This window comes from Ruegeria sp. O5, assembly GCF_056535105.1.
This window is the reverse complement of sequence record NZ_JBQERN010000007.1, coordinates 1-18,341: the sequence shown is the minus strand read 5'-3', so window position 1 is coordinate 18,341 and position 18,341 is coordinate 1. Positions and strand designations below refer to the sequence as shown.

Sequence of the window (18,341 nt, the reverse complement as noted above, 5' to 3'; positions counted from 1 at the left end):
GCCGTGTCACCTAATCAGCCAGAAACCCCACTGAACCCAGAAGGGATTGCGTGATACCCATAGCGGCAAACTGCGTTGTCAGATCGGCATACCCCCCGTGTTGTATTGGCGGAGTGTTCTGCTGTCCGCTTTCAGCCAAAAGTCGTGTTTGACAAATGGATAAATCGACCATTGGCAAAGGCTCGGTAGTCGTGAAGGCTGCAAGCCCATCCGCATATTCAATTGCTGCGTCCCAATCGCCGCGCGCCAGCATGACGGCGCAGGCGTCCGAGTAAAAGTGAAGGTGACTGTGACCCACACATCCCTCGGAAATGATCTCAGACCCCAGGTTCAACAAGCGCGTTTGCTCATCAGGGTTGGCCTCGGCCATTGCCAGGGCCGACAAGGCCTTGGGCCCTACAAAGTTCCGCCCATGTTCAAGCGCGATTTCAACCGCGCGACGACCTGTTTCCCGACCGTGGTCCAACTTTCCGGCATAAACCTGCGTTCGCGCCAGATGTTCAAGGGCCTGCGCCTCAAGGCGTTTTGCACCGACGCGTTCCGCAATTTCAGCTGAAACACTGAACGCTTCCAGTGCCTGATCAAGGTTGCCCAAAAAGGTCTCGGCCACGCCAAGGCAGGTCTGTGCAACGCATTCCGGAACAAAGGCAAAATACGTTTGCGAGACTTCGATGGCCTCAATGGCGTCCGCCTTGCCCTGTGCTACGTCCCCGGTGTAACTGCGCGCGACGCTGAGATTGTGCAGATTGGCGGCCAGATCGCGGACCAGCCCTTTTTCGCGCGCCCGCTCAACAGCCTGCGTATAAAAGCCTGTCGCTGTCTTCATGGTGGCTTTCATGAAGTTTGCATCACCAAATCCGCTTAGCGCCCCTACCTCAAGGCGGGCAGAGCCAAGTTTGCGGGCAAGCGTCAGGGCGCGTTCATTGGCGCTCAGCGCTTCCTTGTCCCGGCCCAGAGGGAAATAAACATTACCGCGCACGTAGCTGATCTGAGCCACATCCCGCTCTGACCCGCAACGCTCGGCGGCGGATTCAGCCATATCGAGTGCCTCCAGGGCATCCTGATACAAGCTGGCTTGCCGTGCGGCCTGCGCCAGCCCGATATGCGCGCGGCTGATTTGCTCATCGGTTTCGGCAACCCGGGCAGCTTCCCGAAATTCACGCAGTGCGTCGCCGGACAGACCCTGAAGCCTGTGCGTCTCAGCACGAGCGCACAGCAGGTCGAACCGGACACCTGCAGGGGACGGCAGTTCCAGGGCGCGTTCGATCAATGGGCTGGCATCGTCGAATCTGAAGGCCTGGATCAGTTTGTCCGCCGCCTCCAGATACGCCTGCGCGGCGTTATTCGCTCCGGCCCGGTCCAGATGCTGTGCGCACAGGGTCGCATCGCGATCCTCGAACCACTTGGCGGCCTGCCTATGCAGGCGCGCACGCTCGGATTTGACCAACGTTGCATAGGATCCATCCCTGATCAGCGCGTGGGCGAACATGAGGTCAGGCCCCGCCTCTCGGACCAGCGCGGATCGGATCAGGCTGGTCGTATCCAGATGCCCTTCACCCAGAATAAAGTTCAGCACTTCTGCAGAGAACCGTTGCCCCAGTACCGATGCTGCCTGAATGGCGGAGCGGCTGGTTCGATCCAGTGCATCCAGTCGGGACTGAACGATCCCCTGAATACTGCCAGGCACGCTTTGCTGTGTAAGCACATCCGTATTGCGCAACAACTGCTCAAGAAACAGCGGATTGCCCCCGGCGCGTTTGACGCAGGTGTCCAGCAACTCGGGGTCGATGGCCGTGAATTCTTCGACCAACAGTCTGGCCTGTTCCTCGCCCATCGGCGCCAGTTCCATCTTGGATACCAGCGCGCCATCGGTTGCCATTTGCCAATCCCGGTCAATCGGGTCGCCTTCGGCCCGGCTGGTCATCATCAACACGCAAGGGATATCTCGCGTTGCCGCCGCAATATGAGAGCAGGTCATCAGGGTCTCGGGCGAAGCCCAGTGGATGTCCTCGATCTGGATCAGCAGGGGGGCTTCCTGGCTGCAGGCCGACAGCAACTCTTCAATGACCTGCCGCCGTCCGCGCAGGCGGGTTTTATTGTCCATCACCGCAAACACCTCGGCCAGACCCGAATCCTGCTCCAGCTCAAGCAGCGCATTGAGGTGCGCGGCGTTCGGGGGGCTGACCCAGCCCCTGGCGATTGCGTCCCTAGCCGCTGCGGCAACTGTTTCCGCGCCATCCGACGGGTCAAGACCCAGAATGCTGCGGGCGACCATCTGAATGGCCGAATGCCCTTCGCGCGCGCCGAAATCCATCACGACACCGTTGTGGATCGTGTAGGACTGGCCGGATGCCAGCTCAGCGACTTGCTCGGACAAATGAGTTTTCCCGATCCCGGGCTCACCCAGGATCACATGGACTTCGCCCTTGCCGTGGCGCTTGCATCGGTCAAATGTGGCCGAAAACACCGACAATTCCCGCTCGCGCCCGATGAATTTGTGACGCCGTGTGCGAATGTTCCGGGCCAATCGATCCAGACGCCAAATTTCAACGGGATCATTCAGCCCTTTGATGGCCTTCACACCAATGGATTCGCCCACGAATAGCGGCCCCAACGCGCGCTGAATGTCGTGTGAAACCAGAGTCTCACCCCCCGCGGAAATATCCGTCAGGCGGGACGCCAGATTCACCCCGTCTCCTGTAACGGTGTATTCCGTATGCGACTGACTTCCGGTCGTACTGGCAATGACTTGACCCGAGGAAATACCGATGTGGCAGGAAAGCGGCGGTGACAAGGTCGGCAGAGCTGCATGTATCTCGGCAGCAGCACGCGCGGCCCTTTCGGTATCATTGGTGTGTGAAATCGGCGCTCCGAAGACGGCCATGACCGCATCGCCGATATGCTTGTCTATACGACCACCGTATTTTTCGACGACATTGTCCACTTTGCTAAAGAATTGATTCAGCAGCGCATGCAGATCTTCAGCATCCAGCTCGCTGGATAGTTTCGTGAATGCGGTCAGATCGGCAAACATCACAGTAACCTGTCGCCGCGCGGGCTCGAGCTGTGCAGCAGATTCAGGTTCTGCTGAGGTTTGGCTGGCATCAATCTGTTCGATGGCGCGCAGCAGCCGCCGCCGATCACCGACGGCCGTCACCCCAATTTCGATCAAATCCTCGGCCGTCAAATCAGGCAGGATGGAGAAATCGATTTTGTTGTCTGCGAAGGCCTGCGCGTACTCGTTTAATCCAATTGCGCTCAGCCAGCCCCTCAGGTCCTGAGACATGTTGCCCCTCTGAAGTCCCCCACTTCATTCAGGAACCTAGCATGTGCGCCGCTTCGAGTCTGCTAGAACCTATTTAATTTATGCTTTTGAGCAGGGTTAATCCTAAACTGGCTCCTGCACCAAGCCAGCGTTTCCAAAACCGCTCGACAGGATATACGAACAGCAGGCCTGGGCGATCTCGCGGAAGCGGGCTCTTTCCCGACGGTAAATATATACCTCTCGCTTGTCTGGCAAATCTGAAATCGGACGAAAGGCGACCGCATCCGGGATGAACTGTGCGACGGTCTGCGGCAGGACCGTGATCCACTGGCCTGCCCTGACAGTCGTGATCAGGGAATGCGTGTTGTGAATGGTAACCTCGGCCCTGTCCAGGATCTCTCGGAAAGGCGCGGACTCGATAAAGTCGCACAAGGCGTTTCGCACGAAGGGCGCCGCCATCAGGTCACAGATTTCAGGCGGTTTGGCCCGTGTCATAAGCGGATGATCAGAAGCTGCGACCAGTCCGAACCGATCCTGAAACAGCGGCTCGGCACTGACCCCGTTCAGGGGATGATGACCGGATGCAATGCCGATGTCCGCCTTATCCCCGGCAACGGCGTCCAGAACCTGTTGCGAATCCCCGTCTCGCAACTCGATCTTCAACCCGGGAAAGCGTGATGTCATATGTCCCAGCAAGGCGGGAAAGACCAAGGCCCCCACCGACGGCACGGATACGATGCGGATCAACCCTTGTTCCGCCTGCGCCGCCATTTCTATGTTCTGAACAGTCTGATCAAAATCGCGCACCTGTTTGAGCGCAAGGTCAAGAACTTGCTGACCCAGTGGCGACAGGTGGTTTTTTCGTTCACCTTCAAACAGTTTCTTACCCAGATGATCTTCAAACTGCTTCAGCATCATTGAGACGGCGGATTGTGTCCGACCCAGACGGCTGGCAGCCTCGGCAAGGTTTCCGGTTTGGGCCACGGTACAAAAACACCGCAGCATCTCGACTTTCATCGCCATACTTCAAACTTTCTGAAGTTTTCTAAAGTTATTTGAGTTTGACTGATGTTGACCGAAAGTTCCATCCTGACCCAAATCGAAATTTGCGAATTTGGGGCATGACGTGACCAAACTGAACCTGATTGCCGGCGAATGGCTGGCCGGCGAAAGCGAAATTGAAAACCGCAATCCTTCGGATTTAAGCGATCTGGTTGGCATGTTCACACAAGCCAGCGCCGATCAGCTTGAGGCGACTCTGGATCAGGCGCGCGTCGCGCAGGCCGAATGGGCCGCCTACGGGCTGGAGCGCAAACAGGCCGTCCTGAACGCCATCGGCAACGAGTTGATGGCCCGCGCCGAGGAACTCGGCACTCTGCTCAGCCGCGAAGAAGGCAAGCCGCTGGGCGAAGGCAAGGGCGAGGTTTACCGCGCCGGTCAGTTCTTCACGTATTACGCCGCCGAGTGTCTGCGCCAGATCGGTGAAAACGCCGATTCCGTGCGCCCCGATATCGAAGTGGATGTGCGCCGCGAAGCTGTTGGCGTAGTTGCGATTATCAGTCCGTGGAACTTCCCCACTGCAACCGCCTCGTGGAAGATTGCCCCGGCGCTGTGCTATGGCAACGCGGTGGTGTGGAAACCCGCCAACATCACACCCGCCTCGGCTGTGGCCCTGACTGAAATCATCGAACGTCAGGATATCCCGAAAGGTTTGTTCAGCCTTGTGATGGGCTCGGGCCGTTCGGTCGGGCAACGTCTGGTGGAAAGCCCCAAGGTCAATGCAATTTCCTTCACCGGGTCTGTACCCGTGGGCAAAGGCATCGCCGCCGCAGCAATCCAGAACCTGACCAAGGTGCAGATGGAGATGGGGTCCAAAAACGCGCTGGCCGTGATGGACGACGCCGATCTGGATCTGGCGGTGACACTGGCACTGGGCGGGGCCTTTGGCGGGACCGGTCAGAAATGCACCGCCTCGTCGCGGCTGGTGGTTCACGCGGGCATCCACGATGCCTTTGTCGAGAAACTGGTTGCCGGTGCGCAGGCAATGAAAGTGGGTCACGCGCTGGAAGCAGGCGTGCAGATGGGCCCCGTCGTCAGCCAGCAGCAGCTGAATGAAAACCTCGCCTATGTCGACCTGGGCAAATCCGAAGGGGCCGAGCTGGCCTGTGGCGGTCAGCGCCTGGAGATGCCTCATGACGGATTCTACATGTCGCCGGGCGTGTTCCTGAACACCACCAACGACATGCGCATCAACCGCGAAGAAATGTTTGCGCCCCTGACATCCGTCATCAAGGTCGGCAGCTATGACGAGGCGCTGAGTGTGGTCAACGACACCAATTTCGGCCTGACCTCGGGCATCGTGACCAAGTCGCTGGCCCGCGCCACCCATTTCCGCCGCAACGCGCGCACCGGCGTGGTGACGGTTAACCTGCCCACCGCTGGCACCGATTACCACGTGCCTTTCGGTGGCCGGGGCGACAGCTCATATGGTCCACGCGAACAGGGTAAGGCAGCGGCTGAATTCTATACGACGGTCAAAACCGCCTATATCAGCGCGGGCCCCGTCTGATGAGGGTCGACGGCCTGCAATATGCCAATTGGTCGGAGAAGATATTTCGCCAATTGCGCGAAGGGCGCGTGGACGCGATCCACGTCACCATCTCCTATCATGAGAATTTCCGAGAAACGGTTCTGAATTTCGAGAAATGGAACCGTTGGTTCGAGCAATATCCGGATCTGATCATGAAAGGGCGGTGGGCCGGCGATATCGACACGGCCCGTGAAACAGGCCGGACCGCCGTGTTTTTCGGGTTTCAGAACCCATCGCCCATCGAAGACGACATCGGGCTGGTTGAAATCCTGCACGATTTGGGCGCGCGGTTCATGCAACTGACCTATAACAACCAATCCCTGCTGGCGACCGGTTGTTATGAGGCCGAAGACACCGGCATCACCCGAATGGGCAAGCAGGTGATCAAAGAGATGAACCGCGTGGGCCTTGTGGTGGACATGAGCCATTCGGCTGACCGGTCCACAATCGAGGCGGCTGAACTCTCAGACCGGCCCATCGCAATCACGCATGCCAATCCGCACGATTGGTCCCCGGCCCTGCGCAACAAGCGAGATGATGTCATCCGCGCCGTGACTGAAAACGGTGGGATGCTGGGTTTTTCGGTCTACCCTCACCACCTGAAGGACAAGTCTGACTGCACGCTGGAAAGCTTTTGCGAGATGATCGCCCGCACTGCGGACAAATACGGGGCCGAACATCTGGGGATCGGCACTGACCTGTGCCAGGATCAGCCTGACAGTATCGTTGAATGGATGCGTGTGGGGCGGTGGACAAAAGAAATCGACTATGGCGAAGGCTCGGCCTCGGCTCCAGGGTTTCCACCAATGCCGGGCTGGTTTCAGGACAACCGAGACTTTGGAAACATCGAACAAGGGTTACGCGCGACCGGCCTGAACGATGACGAAGTGGCCGGGATCATGGGCAGGAACTGGTATCGGTTCTTTGCCGAGAACTTCGTCCCACAAAGGTAGCCAAATGGAACCACACGCGCAGACAGAGATCGCCAGACGTGACCCCGCTACGGTCATGCGGCTGTCACGGCTGGGATCATTGCATCAATGCCGGCTCAGCTTTATGCGGCAACTGACACGCCGCATGGCCGATGAAAACTGGAGCTTTTCGCGACCTGCATTCGAAATTGACGACAAAGGTGTCGGCCATGCGGTCTATACCGCACAAGGCCCCGATCGCGCCTATTCGCTGGTTGCATTTGCCCATGACCTGCCTGCCGATCAACGGTCAGACCGGGTTATTGCCGAAGCCTGGGACGCCACCTTTGCGCTGTTCGACGGTATCCCGACGCCAGAAGACATTGATCGGCTGTCGCGGAACGTACCGCTGCAAGAAGCAGGGCGTGTCAGCGAAACCGAATTGTCACTGTCACGCGCCAACCGTTCCGTGCGACTCTGGGCTCATGTGGTGGATCGTCTGGCTGCGGGCCAACAACCGGACCTGGAACAGATTTATCAGGTCGGCTATCTGATGAGGACCACGGCTGTTTACGGGTCGGGCAAATTCGGCGCTGCGGATCGTGAGAAAACGGCGGACCGGGATGAGGTCAGCGGTCCCTTCCAGATCGAAATGCTGTCGGTGTACCTGACCCGGATTTTTGTACGCGATCTGGTGCAATATATGGCGCAGGTCAAAGGTGGGGATCAAACCGCCGAGCTTGATCCTGAAATCGCACGCTGGCTGGGCATCGGAAATTCCACAGGACTGGGAATGGCGCCGTTCATCGTGAACCATCCCGTTCTGTTCAACAACTGGATCATGGCGCGGGAAGAGGCCATCTCGCGCGTGCGGTCAATTAAGACAGCGACCGAAAAAGACGCGTGCGTCTTTCGCGACGTATTCGCGCGCAGCAAACAGTCAATCGCGTGGTGGCAATCCGAACATCCGATACAGGTGGAAAAACTGGCGGCACTGAAGGACGACCTGAATTCGATCGACGTATTTCTGGCTACAGACGACCTGACACGAGACCATCCGTGGGATCGCATGATCCGATGGTCGGAAACCGCGCTCAGCGAAGAAGGCCAGGAGTTGCTGGCCTCGCTGATCCTTGAGCCTTACGGAGATGTCGTGGATGGGCTGTCCAGCTGCATGGCGGACACAAACACGGCTGCACAGGTTATTGATGGAACAATGCCGGTGTCAGGGGTGCGTACCTTGATCCGGAACAGTTTTGACTGGGCGCTGGATCTTGATTGGAGTGATCCGAAAAACTGCGCGCGCGCCTGGTACGTTTCCGAAGAGAAACTTGAACCCCGACTGGGTGAACGGTTTGAAGAACCGATTGCAGACTATGAACAACCGCTCGCGCCCGCGCGTGATGCGGCACTGGCTTTCAAGGCTCTGCAAGAGTGGCCGGATGATGCGCCGATAGCAGAGTTTCTTATGCGCCACCCTGAGCACCGCCACACCGTACGCCGGGCACAAATCAGCCGTGTCGCGCCATATGGTGAGATCCATGACAACACAATCGGCGCGAATGTGATGCCCATCGATATGTTGCGCGCAAAACTATCCTTCTTTGGCGCGACGCATTTCGACCCTCGTTCAGATCGCTGGGTCCGCATCTGCATGTATGCCGGCGCCCCCTACCCCGATGAGCTAAATACCGCGAACGCAGATTTGTGGGTTTATCCGGAGGTTGCGCAATGACCTTTTCATTGAACGAAGTCGAAGCAACCGCCAAACGCGCAACCCGTGGGGCCGGATATGCCTGGGGCGTGGCGGAAGAGGCTGCGAAAGCCACCCGGTGGCTAAGCGCCCAAGGGTTCGACGGGCCCGCCATTCTGGCCCAACTGCTCAAACGTGAATATGCGCCCTGTCTGGAACGCCACATTCCTGTGCTTCAGAACGGAGTATGGGTTGGCCAACAAGACCTGTGCCCCCTGATGACCGGAGCTGTGATATCGGATTCCCCGACCGTCCTGTCCCAAGGCACCATTGCGATTTCAAATCTCGCAGCACCGCTGCTGTTGCTGCCCTTTGTCGCTGCGGGGGCCAAAAAGCTGGGAAAGACAGTAAAAGTCACCTTCGACGGGTATTCTGCGACAACTGATGGTGTTCATCTAAGCTGTGCAGACAGCAATTTGGACCGCGCTGATCATGTTGAGATAACTGAGGGCGGCCACATTCAAAACAGTCGTCCTCTGCAAAGCCGTGCCGCTCCAAATGCAGAGGTGTGGCAGATCCTCAACTCCATGGCGCACCGTACATATGCCCCTGCAACCGAAGAATCCCGACTGCTTGGCGCTGGTTCCGGCCTGTCGGACAATGACTGAAGGATCATCAGATGACCGAGACCCAAACCCTGTCGCTTGCCGAAATCGAAAAGCTGTCCTTCACCGCGTTGGTTGCCGCTGGCACAAGTGAAGAAAGCGCGCGCCCTCTGGCCGTGGCCACTGCGGCAACCGAAGCGGATGGGGTGGCCAGTCATGGTCTGGCTTATATCCCGATCTACTGTGAACACGTACAATGCGGGAAGGTTGACGGTCAGGCAGTACCGACGCTGGAAACGCCGCGCCCCGGCCTTATCCGCGTAGACGCTGCGACCGGGTTCGCACATGCAGCCATTGAAATGGGCTTTGATGCATTGATCCCGGCGGCTCGTGAACAGGGCATCGCGGCCCTTGCGATCACCAACAGCTACAATTGCGGTGTGTTGGGTTATCACACGTATCGACTGGCGCAGGCGGGTCTGGTTGGTCTTGGATTCACCAATGCACCAGCATCCATTGCACCTTCGGGTGGATCGAAGCCCGTTGTCGGCACCAACCCGTTCTCTGTTGCGGTACCGGGTCCAGACGGGCAACCCGCGTTGCTGATTGACCAGAGCGCCAGCACCATCGCCAAAAGCGAAGTGATGAAACACGCCAGAGAAGGCAAGGCCATCCCGGTCGGCTGGGCACTGGACCCGGACGGAAACCCGACAACAGACCCGAATGTCGGTCTGAAAGGAAGCATGGCCCCATCCGGCGGGTACAAAGGTGTGGGTATCGCTTTGCTGACTGAAATCATGGCGGCCGCTTTGACAGGATCTACTCTTGGGCTGCATGCCTCTCCGTTCTCGGGAACGGTCGGGGGTCCACCGAAAACCGGGCAGTTCTTCATCGCTATTGACCCTGCGGTTTCGTCAAATGGACTGTTTTCAACCGCAATATCGGATCTGGTCGTGTCGATCAGAGATCAGGACGGCGCGCACCTGCCCGGAGATGGGCGCCGTGCATGTCGCCTTGCCGCAGGTCAAAAAGGTGTCGCCGTCAACACTGCTACATTGGCCAGGATTGACGCGATAATTCAGGAAAACAGTTAAGAGCAGCCACCAGACCGGGCGGATGTGGTGGCCGCTTGCGCCTAGTTCACGAAATGCAGCGTGTCGAATTCACTACGCCAGGCAGAGACTTCCGAAGCGACAGGCGCGTCGTCCAGTCCTCGCCTGATCAAATCGGCGAGGCGATCAGCATCTCGAGAGGTCATGCCCCAGCGAACCAATTCAGGAGTGCCAATCCGCAACCCGTTCAAGTCCCCTTCAACCGGCTTGACAGGCAATCCGATGCCGCACGCAAGAAACCCGCTTTCGCGAAGCTTCTTCGATGCCGCCTGCCCTCCGCCATAGGGCTCTGCCAGAACCGCGAACTGATGCGAATTGGTGAAGCCTTCCGCACCCTCAAAGACGCGAACACCCTGCGCATCCAACGCTGCGGCCAGTGCTTTTGACAGTGCGATCATCTCGTTCGCGTACGCCTGACCAAAGTCTTTCCAATCCAGCATGGTAACCGCAAGAGCGGCCGTTTTGGCGGCATCGAAATTGGCTGTCATCCCGGGAAAAGCAATAGCATCCAATGATTTGGCAATGTCGACATCATTCGACACGATCAATCCACCTGCTGGTCCACCAAGGCTTTTATAGGTGCTCATGGTCATGAAATGCGCGCCCTCGTTCAACGGGTTCGACCAGGCACGCCCCGCGATTATCCCGCACTGATGCGCGGCGTCGAACATGACTTTCGCTCCAACTTCGTCCGCAATGGCCCGCACCTCGGCAACAGGGTGTTCAAAAAGGTTCAGACTTCCGCCGATCGTGATCAGCTTGGGGCGCTCAGCCCGCGCCAGGTCGCGCAGTTGGTCCAGATCGACTGTGTAGCCATTTGTGTTAACCGGTGCCTCGATCGTGCGCAGCCCGAACAGCCCTGCACAGCCCGCAGTATGATGGGTCACATGGCCGCCGATCATTGCGGGTGGCGCAATGATTGTATCACCCGGCTTACAGGTCGCCATGAAGCCATAAAGATTTGCAATTGCGCCCGACGGCACACGAACCTCTGCAAATCGGGCATCAAAGACCTCTGCACAAAGCTCGGCCGCGATGACTTCGATTTCTTCGATTGCTTCCAGCCCCATTTCATATTTGTCACCGGGATAGCCCAGCGAAGGCCGCGACCCGATGCCCGACGACAAAAGCGCCTCGGCCTTGGGGTTCATGACATTGGTCGCGGGGTTGAGGTTGAAACACTCTTCCTCGTGAATACGGCGGTTTTCCTCTGCCAGATGCACGATCCGGTCCAATAGGTCGCCAGACGATGCCGATGCTGTCTTTGTCGCGATATTCTGAACCAATGTTTCGCTTGCGGTGGGCACCCAGTCTCTATGTGCAAGTGTCATCTGACATCCTCCTGTTTCGTGCACTGTGACTGCTGCTGCGTGACTTCGCAAAGCAGATTTGTTATTTCTTGGCGTAGAAAAACTAAGGCTAAGGTGATGAGCGTTTCCCCAAAGCGTCCCAAAGGGCCCCCACTGAACGCAATGCGCGCTTTTGAGGCAGCGGCGCGCCACATCAGCTTTGTCGCCGCGGCTGAAGAGTTGAACGTCACACCGGGTGCAATCTCGCAACACGTCAAAACGCTGGAAGGCTGGGCCGGTGCAGCACTTTTCCGGCGCAACGCGCAAGGCGTAGAACTCACGCCCGAGGGGCAGTCGCTTGTCGCTGAATTTACCAGGGCTTTTGACCAATTGGCCGACGCGGCCCGTGCGCTGCGCAACCTTAAACCCAATGCAGATTTTCATATCGCTGCTTTACCGGCCATTGCTCAGCTCTGGCTTCCCAAAAGGCTGCGCCAGATCCGATCTCAATTTCCTGACATCAGTTTTTCAGTCACTGCGCTGGAAGCGCCGCCGAGCCTGGGGCGCGAACTGTTCGACCTGTCAATCTTCTTCGCTCCACCGGACGACACGGCCAATCAGGTGGTCGTTTGCCCGGACGAGATCGTGCCGGTTTGCGCCCCGGCGCTTAAGGACCAAGTTTGCCGCGCAAACGGTTTTCTGGGCGTACCGTTGCTGCACGATCTGGTGTGGAACGAAGATTGGACCAAATGGGCCCAACACTCTGGCTATGACCTGCATAGTGCCAAGGGCGGTGCTCAATTCTCCCTCTACAGTCTGGCCGTAGAGGAAGCGAAGGCGGGCGCAGGAATACTGATGGGACACCTGTGCCTGATCGAAGACGCCTTGGCCACAGGCGAGCTGACAGCTGCGCACACCAAATTGTTCCGCACCGACCGATCTCTGGTTATCCAAATGCCACAACGAACCCGCAGGAGACCGGAAACGGACCAGATTATCGCATGTTTGTCCCGTTGACCCAAATTGTCCCAGACCTCAGCGCGGGATAGATGGGAACTGAAAGGGGGGCGAAAGATTGCCCAAAACACCGGGCACTTATCTTCGTCAAACTCGAACGCTTGGTCCCAACTTTGCATGTTCAATCATGTTTGGGTACACACGAAAAACTGTCAGAGCGCTTCCGCAATCGTGGCCGCTCGGTTTGGCCAGCGACACGTGGAGGGTTACAGTGCACCGCGCCCGTCGAAGAAAGGCTGCGTCAAACGGGTTTAGTCGGTCTCAGCTTTTGGCTTTGCCTGCGACCTTGGAGGCAGCTTCCATGTTTTCGCCGATGATGTCTGCTTCTGTTTCGCTTACGTATTTTGCACAGCGCGACACCATTTCGAACCATTCACGTGCGTCTTCCACCATTCGTTCCATGGAATGGCGTTGCCATTCGGCGACGGCTTGCATCGTTTTGCTTGGATCTGGGCTGTCGCCAAACGTAGCTTCCCGGGCAGTTTGCAGCGCGGTGCGTGCAGCCTCATGGCGGCGCTTGAACCAGAGGCGGGAGTATTCCTCCGCCTCGCTCAGCAGGTGGTCCTGCGCTTTCCAAAACTGCTCGATCTGCGGCGTCACCGCGGAGTTCATGGACATCATGCCCTGCATGGATTTCAACACGTCGGTAAGGGCTTCCTGTGTCTCGATTTCGGCTGATTTTGTGGGCATTTGAACTCTCCCTGGAAAAGAAGACGGTGATTAATTTTACCACACCCAGAGGTGCACTCACATTAACCGAGATCAAATTCACTGGGTAATTCGCGCCGTCGTTTCACAATACGCCCGTCCACAACATACACGGTCGGTTGATATCAACTCATCTGGGCGACTGACCGTCTGAACATAACCAGACTTGTCATCAACAGGGCCAGACCCAACACAGCCATCCAAACGAATTCCGGCCAGACCGTTTCAATTCCAGCACCTTTGAAAACAATTGCTTGGCTGGCTGACATATAGTGGCGCGATGGCAGAAACAGCGTTCCGGCTTGCAACCAGCCTGGTTGCCCTTCGACTGGTGTTTCCCCTCCGGACAGCATCAGCATTGGCAGGACAATCAGCATGACCAGAAGCGCAAATTGCGCCATTGAGCGCGCGATCGTCGCCAGAAATACCCCAAGCGCCGTAGCTGTAAACAGAAAAAGTGCGGTTCCAAATAGGAACAGTGTCTTTGATCCGGCAATGCGAATGTCCAACGAACCCTGCATGACAAAAGTCAGCGATAACCCCGCAGCGATCAGAACAACGGCCGCATTGGCCCAGATTTTTGCCATCGCAATGTCGAGCGGAGTTAGAGGCATGGCGAGCAGATGCTCAATTGTTCCATGCTCTCTCTCCCGGATCATGGCAGCGCCGGTCAGGATGGTCGTGAGCCACATGATCTGACCGATCAGCGCAACGATGCCCGCAAAACGCACCGTATCTCTGTTTGGGTTGAAGGCACTTCTCAGAATGACATTGATTGCGGGAGGATCTACGAGGTCAACACCAACTGCAAAGCGATGGATTTCAGCGCTCAATATACTGGTGATGTAATTGGCGCCGATACCTGCCTGCTCCATAGCCGTGGCGTCTATCAGAACCTGTATCTCTGGTGTGCTTCTGGCGCGCAGGTCTTTTTCAAAACCTGGAGGAATGGCAACGATGAAGATAAACCGCCCGGCATCCATGTGCGCTGGACCGGTCCCCGGTTCAATTTGCACGACCGGTTGAAACTCCGGTGGGAAAAACGCAGTGGCAAGGGTGCGCGATAGTGGAGAGTTATCCTCATCTGCAAATGCGATTGAGGCGTTATTCACCGAGCTTGCAACGCCTGTTGCTTCCATGATCGGAGCCAGCGTGAATGACCAGACCAGCAAGGCCATCATCACCCAATCGCGGCGCAGGCTCATCATTTCCTTCAATCCCAGCCAGAATATGCAAAAAAGGCGCTGCATTCACTTCTCCTGCGCGCGCAGGCAAAGGGCGGCGGCGAGTGTCAGCACTGGACCGAAACAGGCAAGCGCAAGAATGTCCGGGGCAAGTGATTCCCACCCTAAGCCCTTGGTGAACGCGCCGACGTTCAGGTGCAGAAAATAGGAAGATGGCCAAAGCGAGCCGATGAACTGAGCCCCCCCTTCCAAAGTGGAGACGGGCTGCAACAGGCCCGAGAACTGGATGGTCGGCACAACCGAGGCGATGGCTGTCGCAAATGTCGCTGCCACCTGGCTGGATGTCATTGTGGCAATCAGCAATCCATAGGACGTCGTTGCCCAGATATACAAAAACGCACCAACCGCTAGCGGAATGGGATCGCCTTTGAGCGGCACACCGAAGACGAAAATGGTCATCGCTGCCAGCAACAGAAAGTTTGCAAAAGCAATTGCAATATAGGGAATTTGCTTACCAATCAGGAATTCGAGCCGGGTTGTCGGTGTTACGTAGAAATTCACCACAGATCCCAGCTCACGCTCACGCGCGACACTGACCGCCGTCAAGACGGCCGGCAACATGATAAGCAAAATCGCCGGCATGGCCGGGGCCATTGCTGCAATGCTTTCAAAACTCTGATTGTAGCGAAATCGCGGTTCTATCCGGGCAATCTCGAAGTCCCGTTGCCCCGTCTTTCGGGCGTGTTCGTCCAGAAAGGACTGATGCAGTCCCGCGACATATCCTTCAACGGTCTCGCCTTTGAACGGAATGGCACCATCGACTGTCGCGAGGACCTGTGTTGGCTCGCCTGTGCGCAGCTTACGACCGAAGTTCGGTGGCAACTCTAAGACCAGTGAAACGTCTCCTGCCTGGAGCCGGTTGTGGCCTTCCATAGCGCTTTCCAATGGCGGCGTGGGTTTGAAATAGGACGACCCCGCGAACTCAGTTGCATAGGCACGGCTCTCAGGACCCTGAGAAAGGTCTAGAACGGCAAAGTCCAGTTCATCAATGTCAAGCGTGATGCCAAAGCAGAAAACCAACATCAAAATGGCTGACCCAAGAAACGCAAAGGCAAGGCGCACAGGATCGCGCGCCACCTCGACGGCCTCGCGTCGCGTATAGGCCAGTGCGCGCCCGACACTGCCACCGACGTGTTTGGAATTGGTGGCCAAATCAACTCTCGGTGCTTCAACCGGCGCCGGTCTTTCTGCCGCCTCCAGAATTGAGATGAACGCAGCCTCAAGGCTGTCGGCGCTTTCAGCGGCGATCAATTCGGCTGGTGTGCCTTCTGCCAAGACCTGGCCTGCGTGCATAAACGAAACACGGTCACATCGTTCTGCTTCTGCCATGAAATGGGTGGAGACAAAGATCGTTACCGCGTCTTGTCGGGACAACTCGACGAGCAAGGCCCAAAACGTATCTCGCGCCTCTGGGTCCACTCCGGATGTCGGCTCATCCAATATCAGCACACGCGGGCGATGGATGATCGCAACCGCCAGCGACAGGCGCTGTTTGATCCCAAGGGGCAGGGCGGCCGCAAGGGTATCACGATGCGTGCCGAGTCCGAATCGTTCCGTCAGTTCCGAAATGCGCGCGTCGCGGTCAGGGATTGCGAAAATCCGGGCGTGCAACTGAAGGTTCTGATACACTGACAATTCACCGTACAATGAAAACGCCTGACTCATGTACCCAATCTCGCGGCGCACCTTTCGATCCCTGGCGTCAACGGGTTTGCCGAATAACAATGCCTCGCCTGAGCTTGCAGGCAGCAAACCGGTCAGCATTTTCATCGTCGTGGATTTTCCGCATCCGTTTGATCCCAGAAACCCGAAAATCTCTCCGCGATTGATCGAGAAATCAACGTTGTTCACGGCGATGAAATCGCCAAAGCGCCGTGTCAGCCCGCGTGCAGTAATCACGGGATCCGATTTGATCTGTCGAACGATTGATTGACCCGGCGCTGAACCAGATGCCTCGTCTGCCCGCAAGCGTCGGTACGCAGTTTCGAAGTCCTTATCGGCACGCTTCAATTCGGCGGGTTTACCCTGAAAGATGACGCGACCTGCGTCCATCGCGACGATCCAGTCAAAGCCTTCGGCCTCCTCCATATAGGCTGTAGACACAAGGACAGAGAGCTTGGGGTTTTCCGTTCGGATAGCGTCGATCAATGCCCAAAACTGTCGACGCGACAACGGATCAACCCCGGTTGTTGGCTCATCCAGAACCAGGAGTTTGGGGTCATGAATCAACGCACAGCACAGGCCAAGCTTCTGTTTCATTCCACCAGAAAGCCTGCCCATCAGGCGATCCTCAAATGGTGCAAGCGCGGTCGCTGTCAGCAATGCGGTGATCCGGGCGTCACGCTCGTCGTGTCCCTGTCCGAAAAGGCCCGAGAAGAACTCCAAATTTTCGCGTACCGACAGTTCTGAATAGAGATTCCGACCCAAACCTTGCGGCATGAATGCGATCGCAGGGCATATTCGTCTACGATGAGTGGGCTCATCAATCGCTCCGCCCAGAACGTCGATTGATCCGGATTGAAGCTTTTTTGCACCGGTGATCAACCCAAGCAATGTGGACTTGCCCACCCCGTCTGGGCCAATGAAGCCGACAAGCTGTCCGGTTGGAAGGTCCAAGGTTACAGAGTTCAACGCGATGTGTTTTCGATACCTGTGTGTAACACCGGCAATTCGAAACTCTGACGAGGCGACTGTGGCATTCATTTGAACAGCTCTTGCGGGATGGGCTGTTCAAGCGCCTCGGGCCATGCGCTGGTGGGATCGATCCGTATCACGGCAATGCCGCGCAGGCCCGTTTTTACGTGTTCAATCCGGCTTTCAACCAGGTCCTGGGGGATACGAACGCGGACACGAAAGACCAGTTGCTCGCGTTCATCCAGAGTCTCGACTTGTTTGGGCGTGAATTGCGCCTCGGGAGAAACAAAGCTGACATATGCAGGTGTGGCGTATTCGGGTAAAGCATCAAGCACGATGCGAGCTTCGGCTCCAATCGGCAACAGCCCGGCTTCCCGCGCAGGAAGGAAAACTTCCATATACACGTTCTCGAGACTGAGAAGGGTCAGGATCGGTTCACCCGCTCCGACGACCTCGCCCGGCTCGGCCAATCGATAAAGAACGCGACCCGGCATTGGTGCCAGCAAGGAACTGTCTTCGATTTGCGCCTCAATCCTGCGCACCTCGGCTTCTGCAGCGGCAATCCGGCTTTCTGCGGTTGCAACTCGGGCTTTGGCGGCACCCAACACAGCAGACGCAACTTGGTGGATGGTTTCACGTTCCTCAAAAACTGTCTTAGAGATATTGTTCCCGGTCAGTAGCGCTGTAGCACGTTCAAGTTCCTGCGCCGCCCGACGTTGCTCACTTTGGCGTTGCAGAACCAAGGCTTCAGCTTCTGCTTTTGTCTGGCGCGCCAAGGCTACCTCGGCTTTTGCCCGGTCCAGCGCTGCGGACAGTTCGTCTATATCCATCCTGGCAAGTACATCACCGGCGGCGACCATGCCGCCTTCAGGTGCCAGAACTTTGGCAACACGCCCGGCGATCGTTGGCGCAATTTCAACCTGCTCTGCCTCAATCCTTCCATTACCCTGTACGAAGCCACTCGGCAATTGATCGCCGTCTTGGGAGATGACGGAGTAAACAACCGCGCCAGCAACCACGATGACTACCAGAGCAAAAAAGATGGGCGAACTCTTCTTCATAGCTTTTGCCAGATCGTTGAATGCGACGGTCAGTCTAGTGCCTGGCAGGATTGGGGACTTTGCGATGGATCAAGCGTTTCCAAAGCATGCTTGGGGGAACAACATATCCTGTTGGTCGGAGTGGACGTGTCGCGGTTTGCTGCCGCTCCTTTGATAGCATTTATTGCAGCAAAGGAGACGAACTATGGGACTGAAACGGACGGACGAATTTC

The 18,341-nt window shown here is 57.1% G+C and carries 13 protein-coding genes; 6 read left to right on the top strand and 7 right to left on the bottom strand.

Annotation, left to right across the window (positions count from 1 at the left end):
* Window positions 1-10: 10 nt before the first annotated feature.
* Together ACR0M3_RS10980 and ACR0M3_RS10975 are read right to left on the bottom strand one after the other, a co-directional pair.
* A complete protein-coding gene (locus ACR0M3_RS10980) occupies window positions 11-3,286 on the bottom strand; it encodes an adenylate/guanylate cyclase domain-containing protein (protein WP_480910713.1) in 3,276 nt (1,091 codons plus the stop codon).
* Between the two features lie 102 nt (window positions 3,287-3,388).
* The gene (locus tag ACR0M3_RS10975; protein WP_480910710.1) at window positions 3,389-4,288 is read right to left on the bottom strand and encodes a LysR family transcriptional regulator; all 900 of its coding nucleotides are present in this window, start codon (window positions 4,286-4,288) and stop codon (window positions 3,389-3,391) included.
* Between the two features lie 103 nt (window positions 4,289-4,391).
* Here ACR0M3_RS10975 and ACR0M3_RS10970 point away from each other — a divergent pair, with 103 nt between their 5' ends.
* Genes ACR0M3_RS10970 through ACR0M3_RS10950 form a run of 5 tightly spaced genes read left to right on the top strand, consistent with a single transcriptional unit; the run spans window position 4,392 to window position 10,158 of the window.
* Complete coding sequence (locus ACR0M3_RS10970) at window positions 4,392-5,834, top strand: aldehyde dehydrogenase family protein (protein WP_480910708.1); 1,443 nt, start codon at window positions 4,392-4,394, stop codon at window positions 5,832-5,834.
* Entirely contained in the window at window positions 5,834-6,808 is a 975-nt protein-coding gene (locus ACR0M3_RS10965; RefSeq protein WP_480773942.1) for a membrane dipeptidase, read from the top strand. The genes ACR0M3_RS10970 and ACR0M3_RS10965 overlap by 1 nt, the downstream gene beginning before the upstream one ends.
* A gap of 4 nt (window positions 6,809-6,812) precedes the next feature.
* On the top strand, window positions 6,813-8,501 hold the full coding sequence (locus ACR0M3_RS10960; RefSeq protein WP_480910705.1) for a hypothetical protein: 1,689 nt from the start codon (window positions 6,813-6,815) through the stop codon (window positions 8,499-8,501).
* A complete protein-coding gene (locus tag ACR0M3_RS10955) occupies window positions 8,498-9,127 on the top strand; it encodes a DUF3726 domain-containing protein (RefSeq protein WP_480910702.1) in 630 nt (209 codons plus the stop codon). Before ACR0M3_RS10960 ends, ACR0M3_RS10955 begins: the two co-directional genes overlap by 4 nt.
* Before the next feature lie 11 nt (window positions 9,128-9,138).
* Window positions 9,139-10,158 carry an Ldh family oxidoreductase gene (locus ACR0M3_RS10950; RefSeq protein WP_480483863.1) on the top strand — a complete coding sequence of 340 codons (1,020 nt, stop codon included), beginning with the start codon at window positions 9,139-9,141 and terminating at the stop codon, window positions 10,156-10,158.
* Between the two features lie 41 nt (window positions 10,159-10,199).
* Here ACR0M3_RS10950 and ACR0M3_RS10945 read toward each other — a convergent pair whose 3' ends face one another.
* Window positions 10,200-11,507, bottom strand: coding sequence for an aminotransferase class I/II-fold pyridoxal phosphate-dependent enzyme (locus tag ACR0M3_RS10945; RefSeq protein ID WP_480910699.1), 1,308 nt, complete (start codon window positions 11,505-11,507; stop codon window positions 10,200-10,202).
* 96 nt (window positions 11,508-11,603) lie between these two features.
* Between ACR0M3_RS10945 and ACR0M3_RS10940 the strand changes: the two genes are divergently transcribed.
* Complete coding sequence (locus tag ACR0M3_RS10940) at window positions 11,604-12,482, top strand: LysR family transcriptional regulator (RefSeq protein WP_480483861.1); 879 nt, start codon at window positions 11,604-11,606, stop codon at window positions 12,480-12,482.
* Window positions 12,483-12,743: 261 nt separating this feature from the next.
* On the opposite strand, the gene ACR0M3_RS10935 is transcribed toward ACR0M3_RS10940, so the two are convergent.
* The 4 genes from ACR0M3_RS10935 to ACR0M3_RS10920 all read right to left on the bottom strand — a co-directional run bounded on the left by ACR0M3_RS10935 (window position 12,744) and on the right by ACR0M3_RS10920 (window position 18,129).
* A complete protein-coding gene (locus ACR0M3_RS10935; RefSeq protein WP_480483860.1) occupies window positions 12,744-13,172 on the bottom strand; it encodes a phasin family protein in 429 nt (142 codons plus the stop codon).
* Between the two features lie 143 nt (window positions 13,173-13,315).
* Window positions 13,316-14,440: an ABC transporter permease gene (locus tag ACR0M3_RS10930; RefSeq protein ID WP_480483859.1), complete on the bottom strand. Its 1,125-nt coding sequence runs from the start codon at window positions 14,438-14,440 to the stop codon at window positions 13,316-13,318.
* On the bottom strand, window positions 14,441-17,137 hold the full coding sequence (gene rbbA / locus ACR0M3_RS10925) for a ribosome-associated ATPase/putative transporter RbbA (RefSeq protein ID WP_480539467.1): 2,697 nt from the start codon (window positions 17,135-17,137) through the stop codon (window positions 14,441-14,443).
* Window positions 17,134-18,129 carry an HlyD family secretion protein gene (locus tag ACR0M3_RS10920; protein WP_480539469.1) on the bottom strand — a complete coding sequence of 332 codons (996 nt, stop codon included), beginning with the start codon at window positions 18,127-18,129 and terminating at the stop codon, window positions 17,134-17,136. Before ACR0M3_RS10920 ends, rbbA begins: the two co-directional genes overlap by 4 nt.
* Window positions 18,130-18,341: the final 212 nt, after the last annotated feature.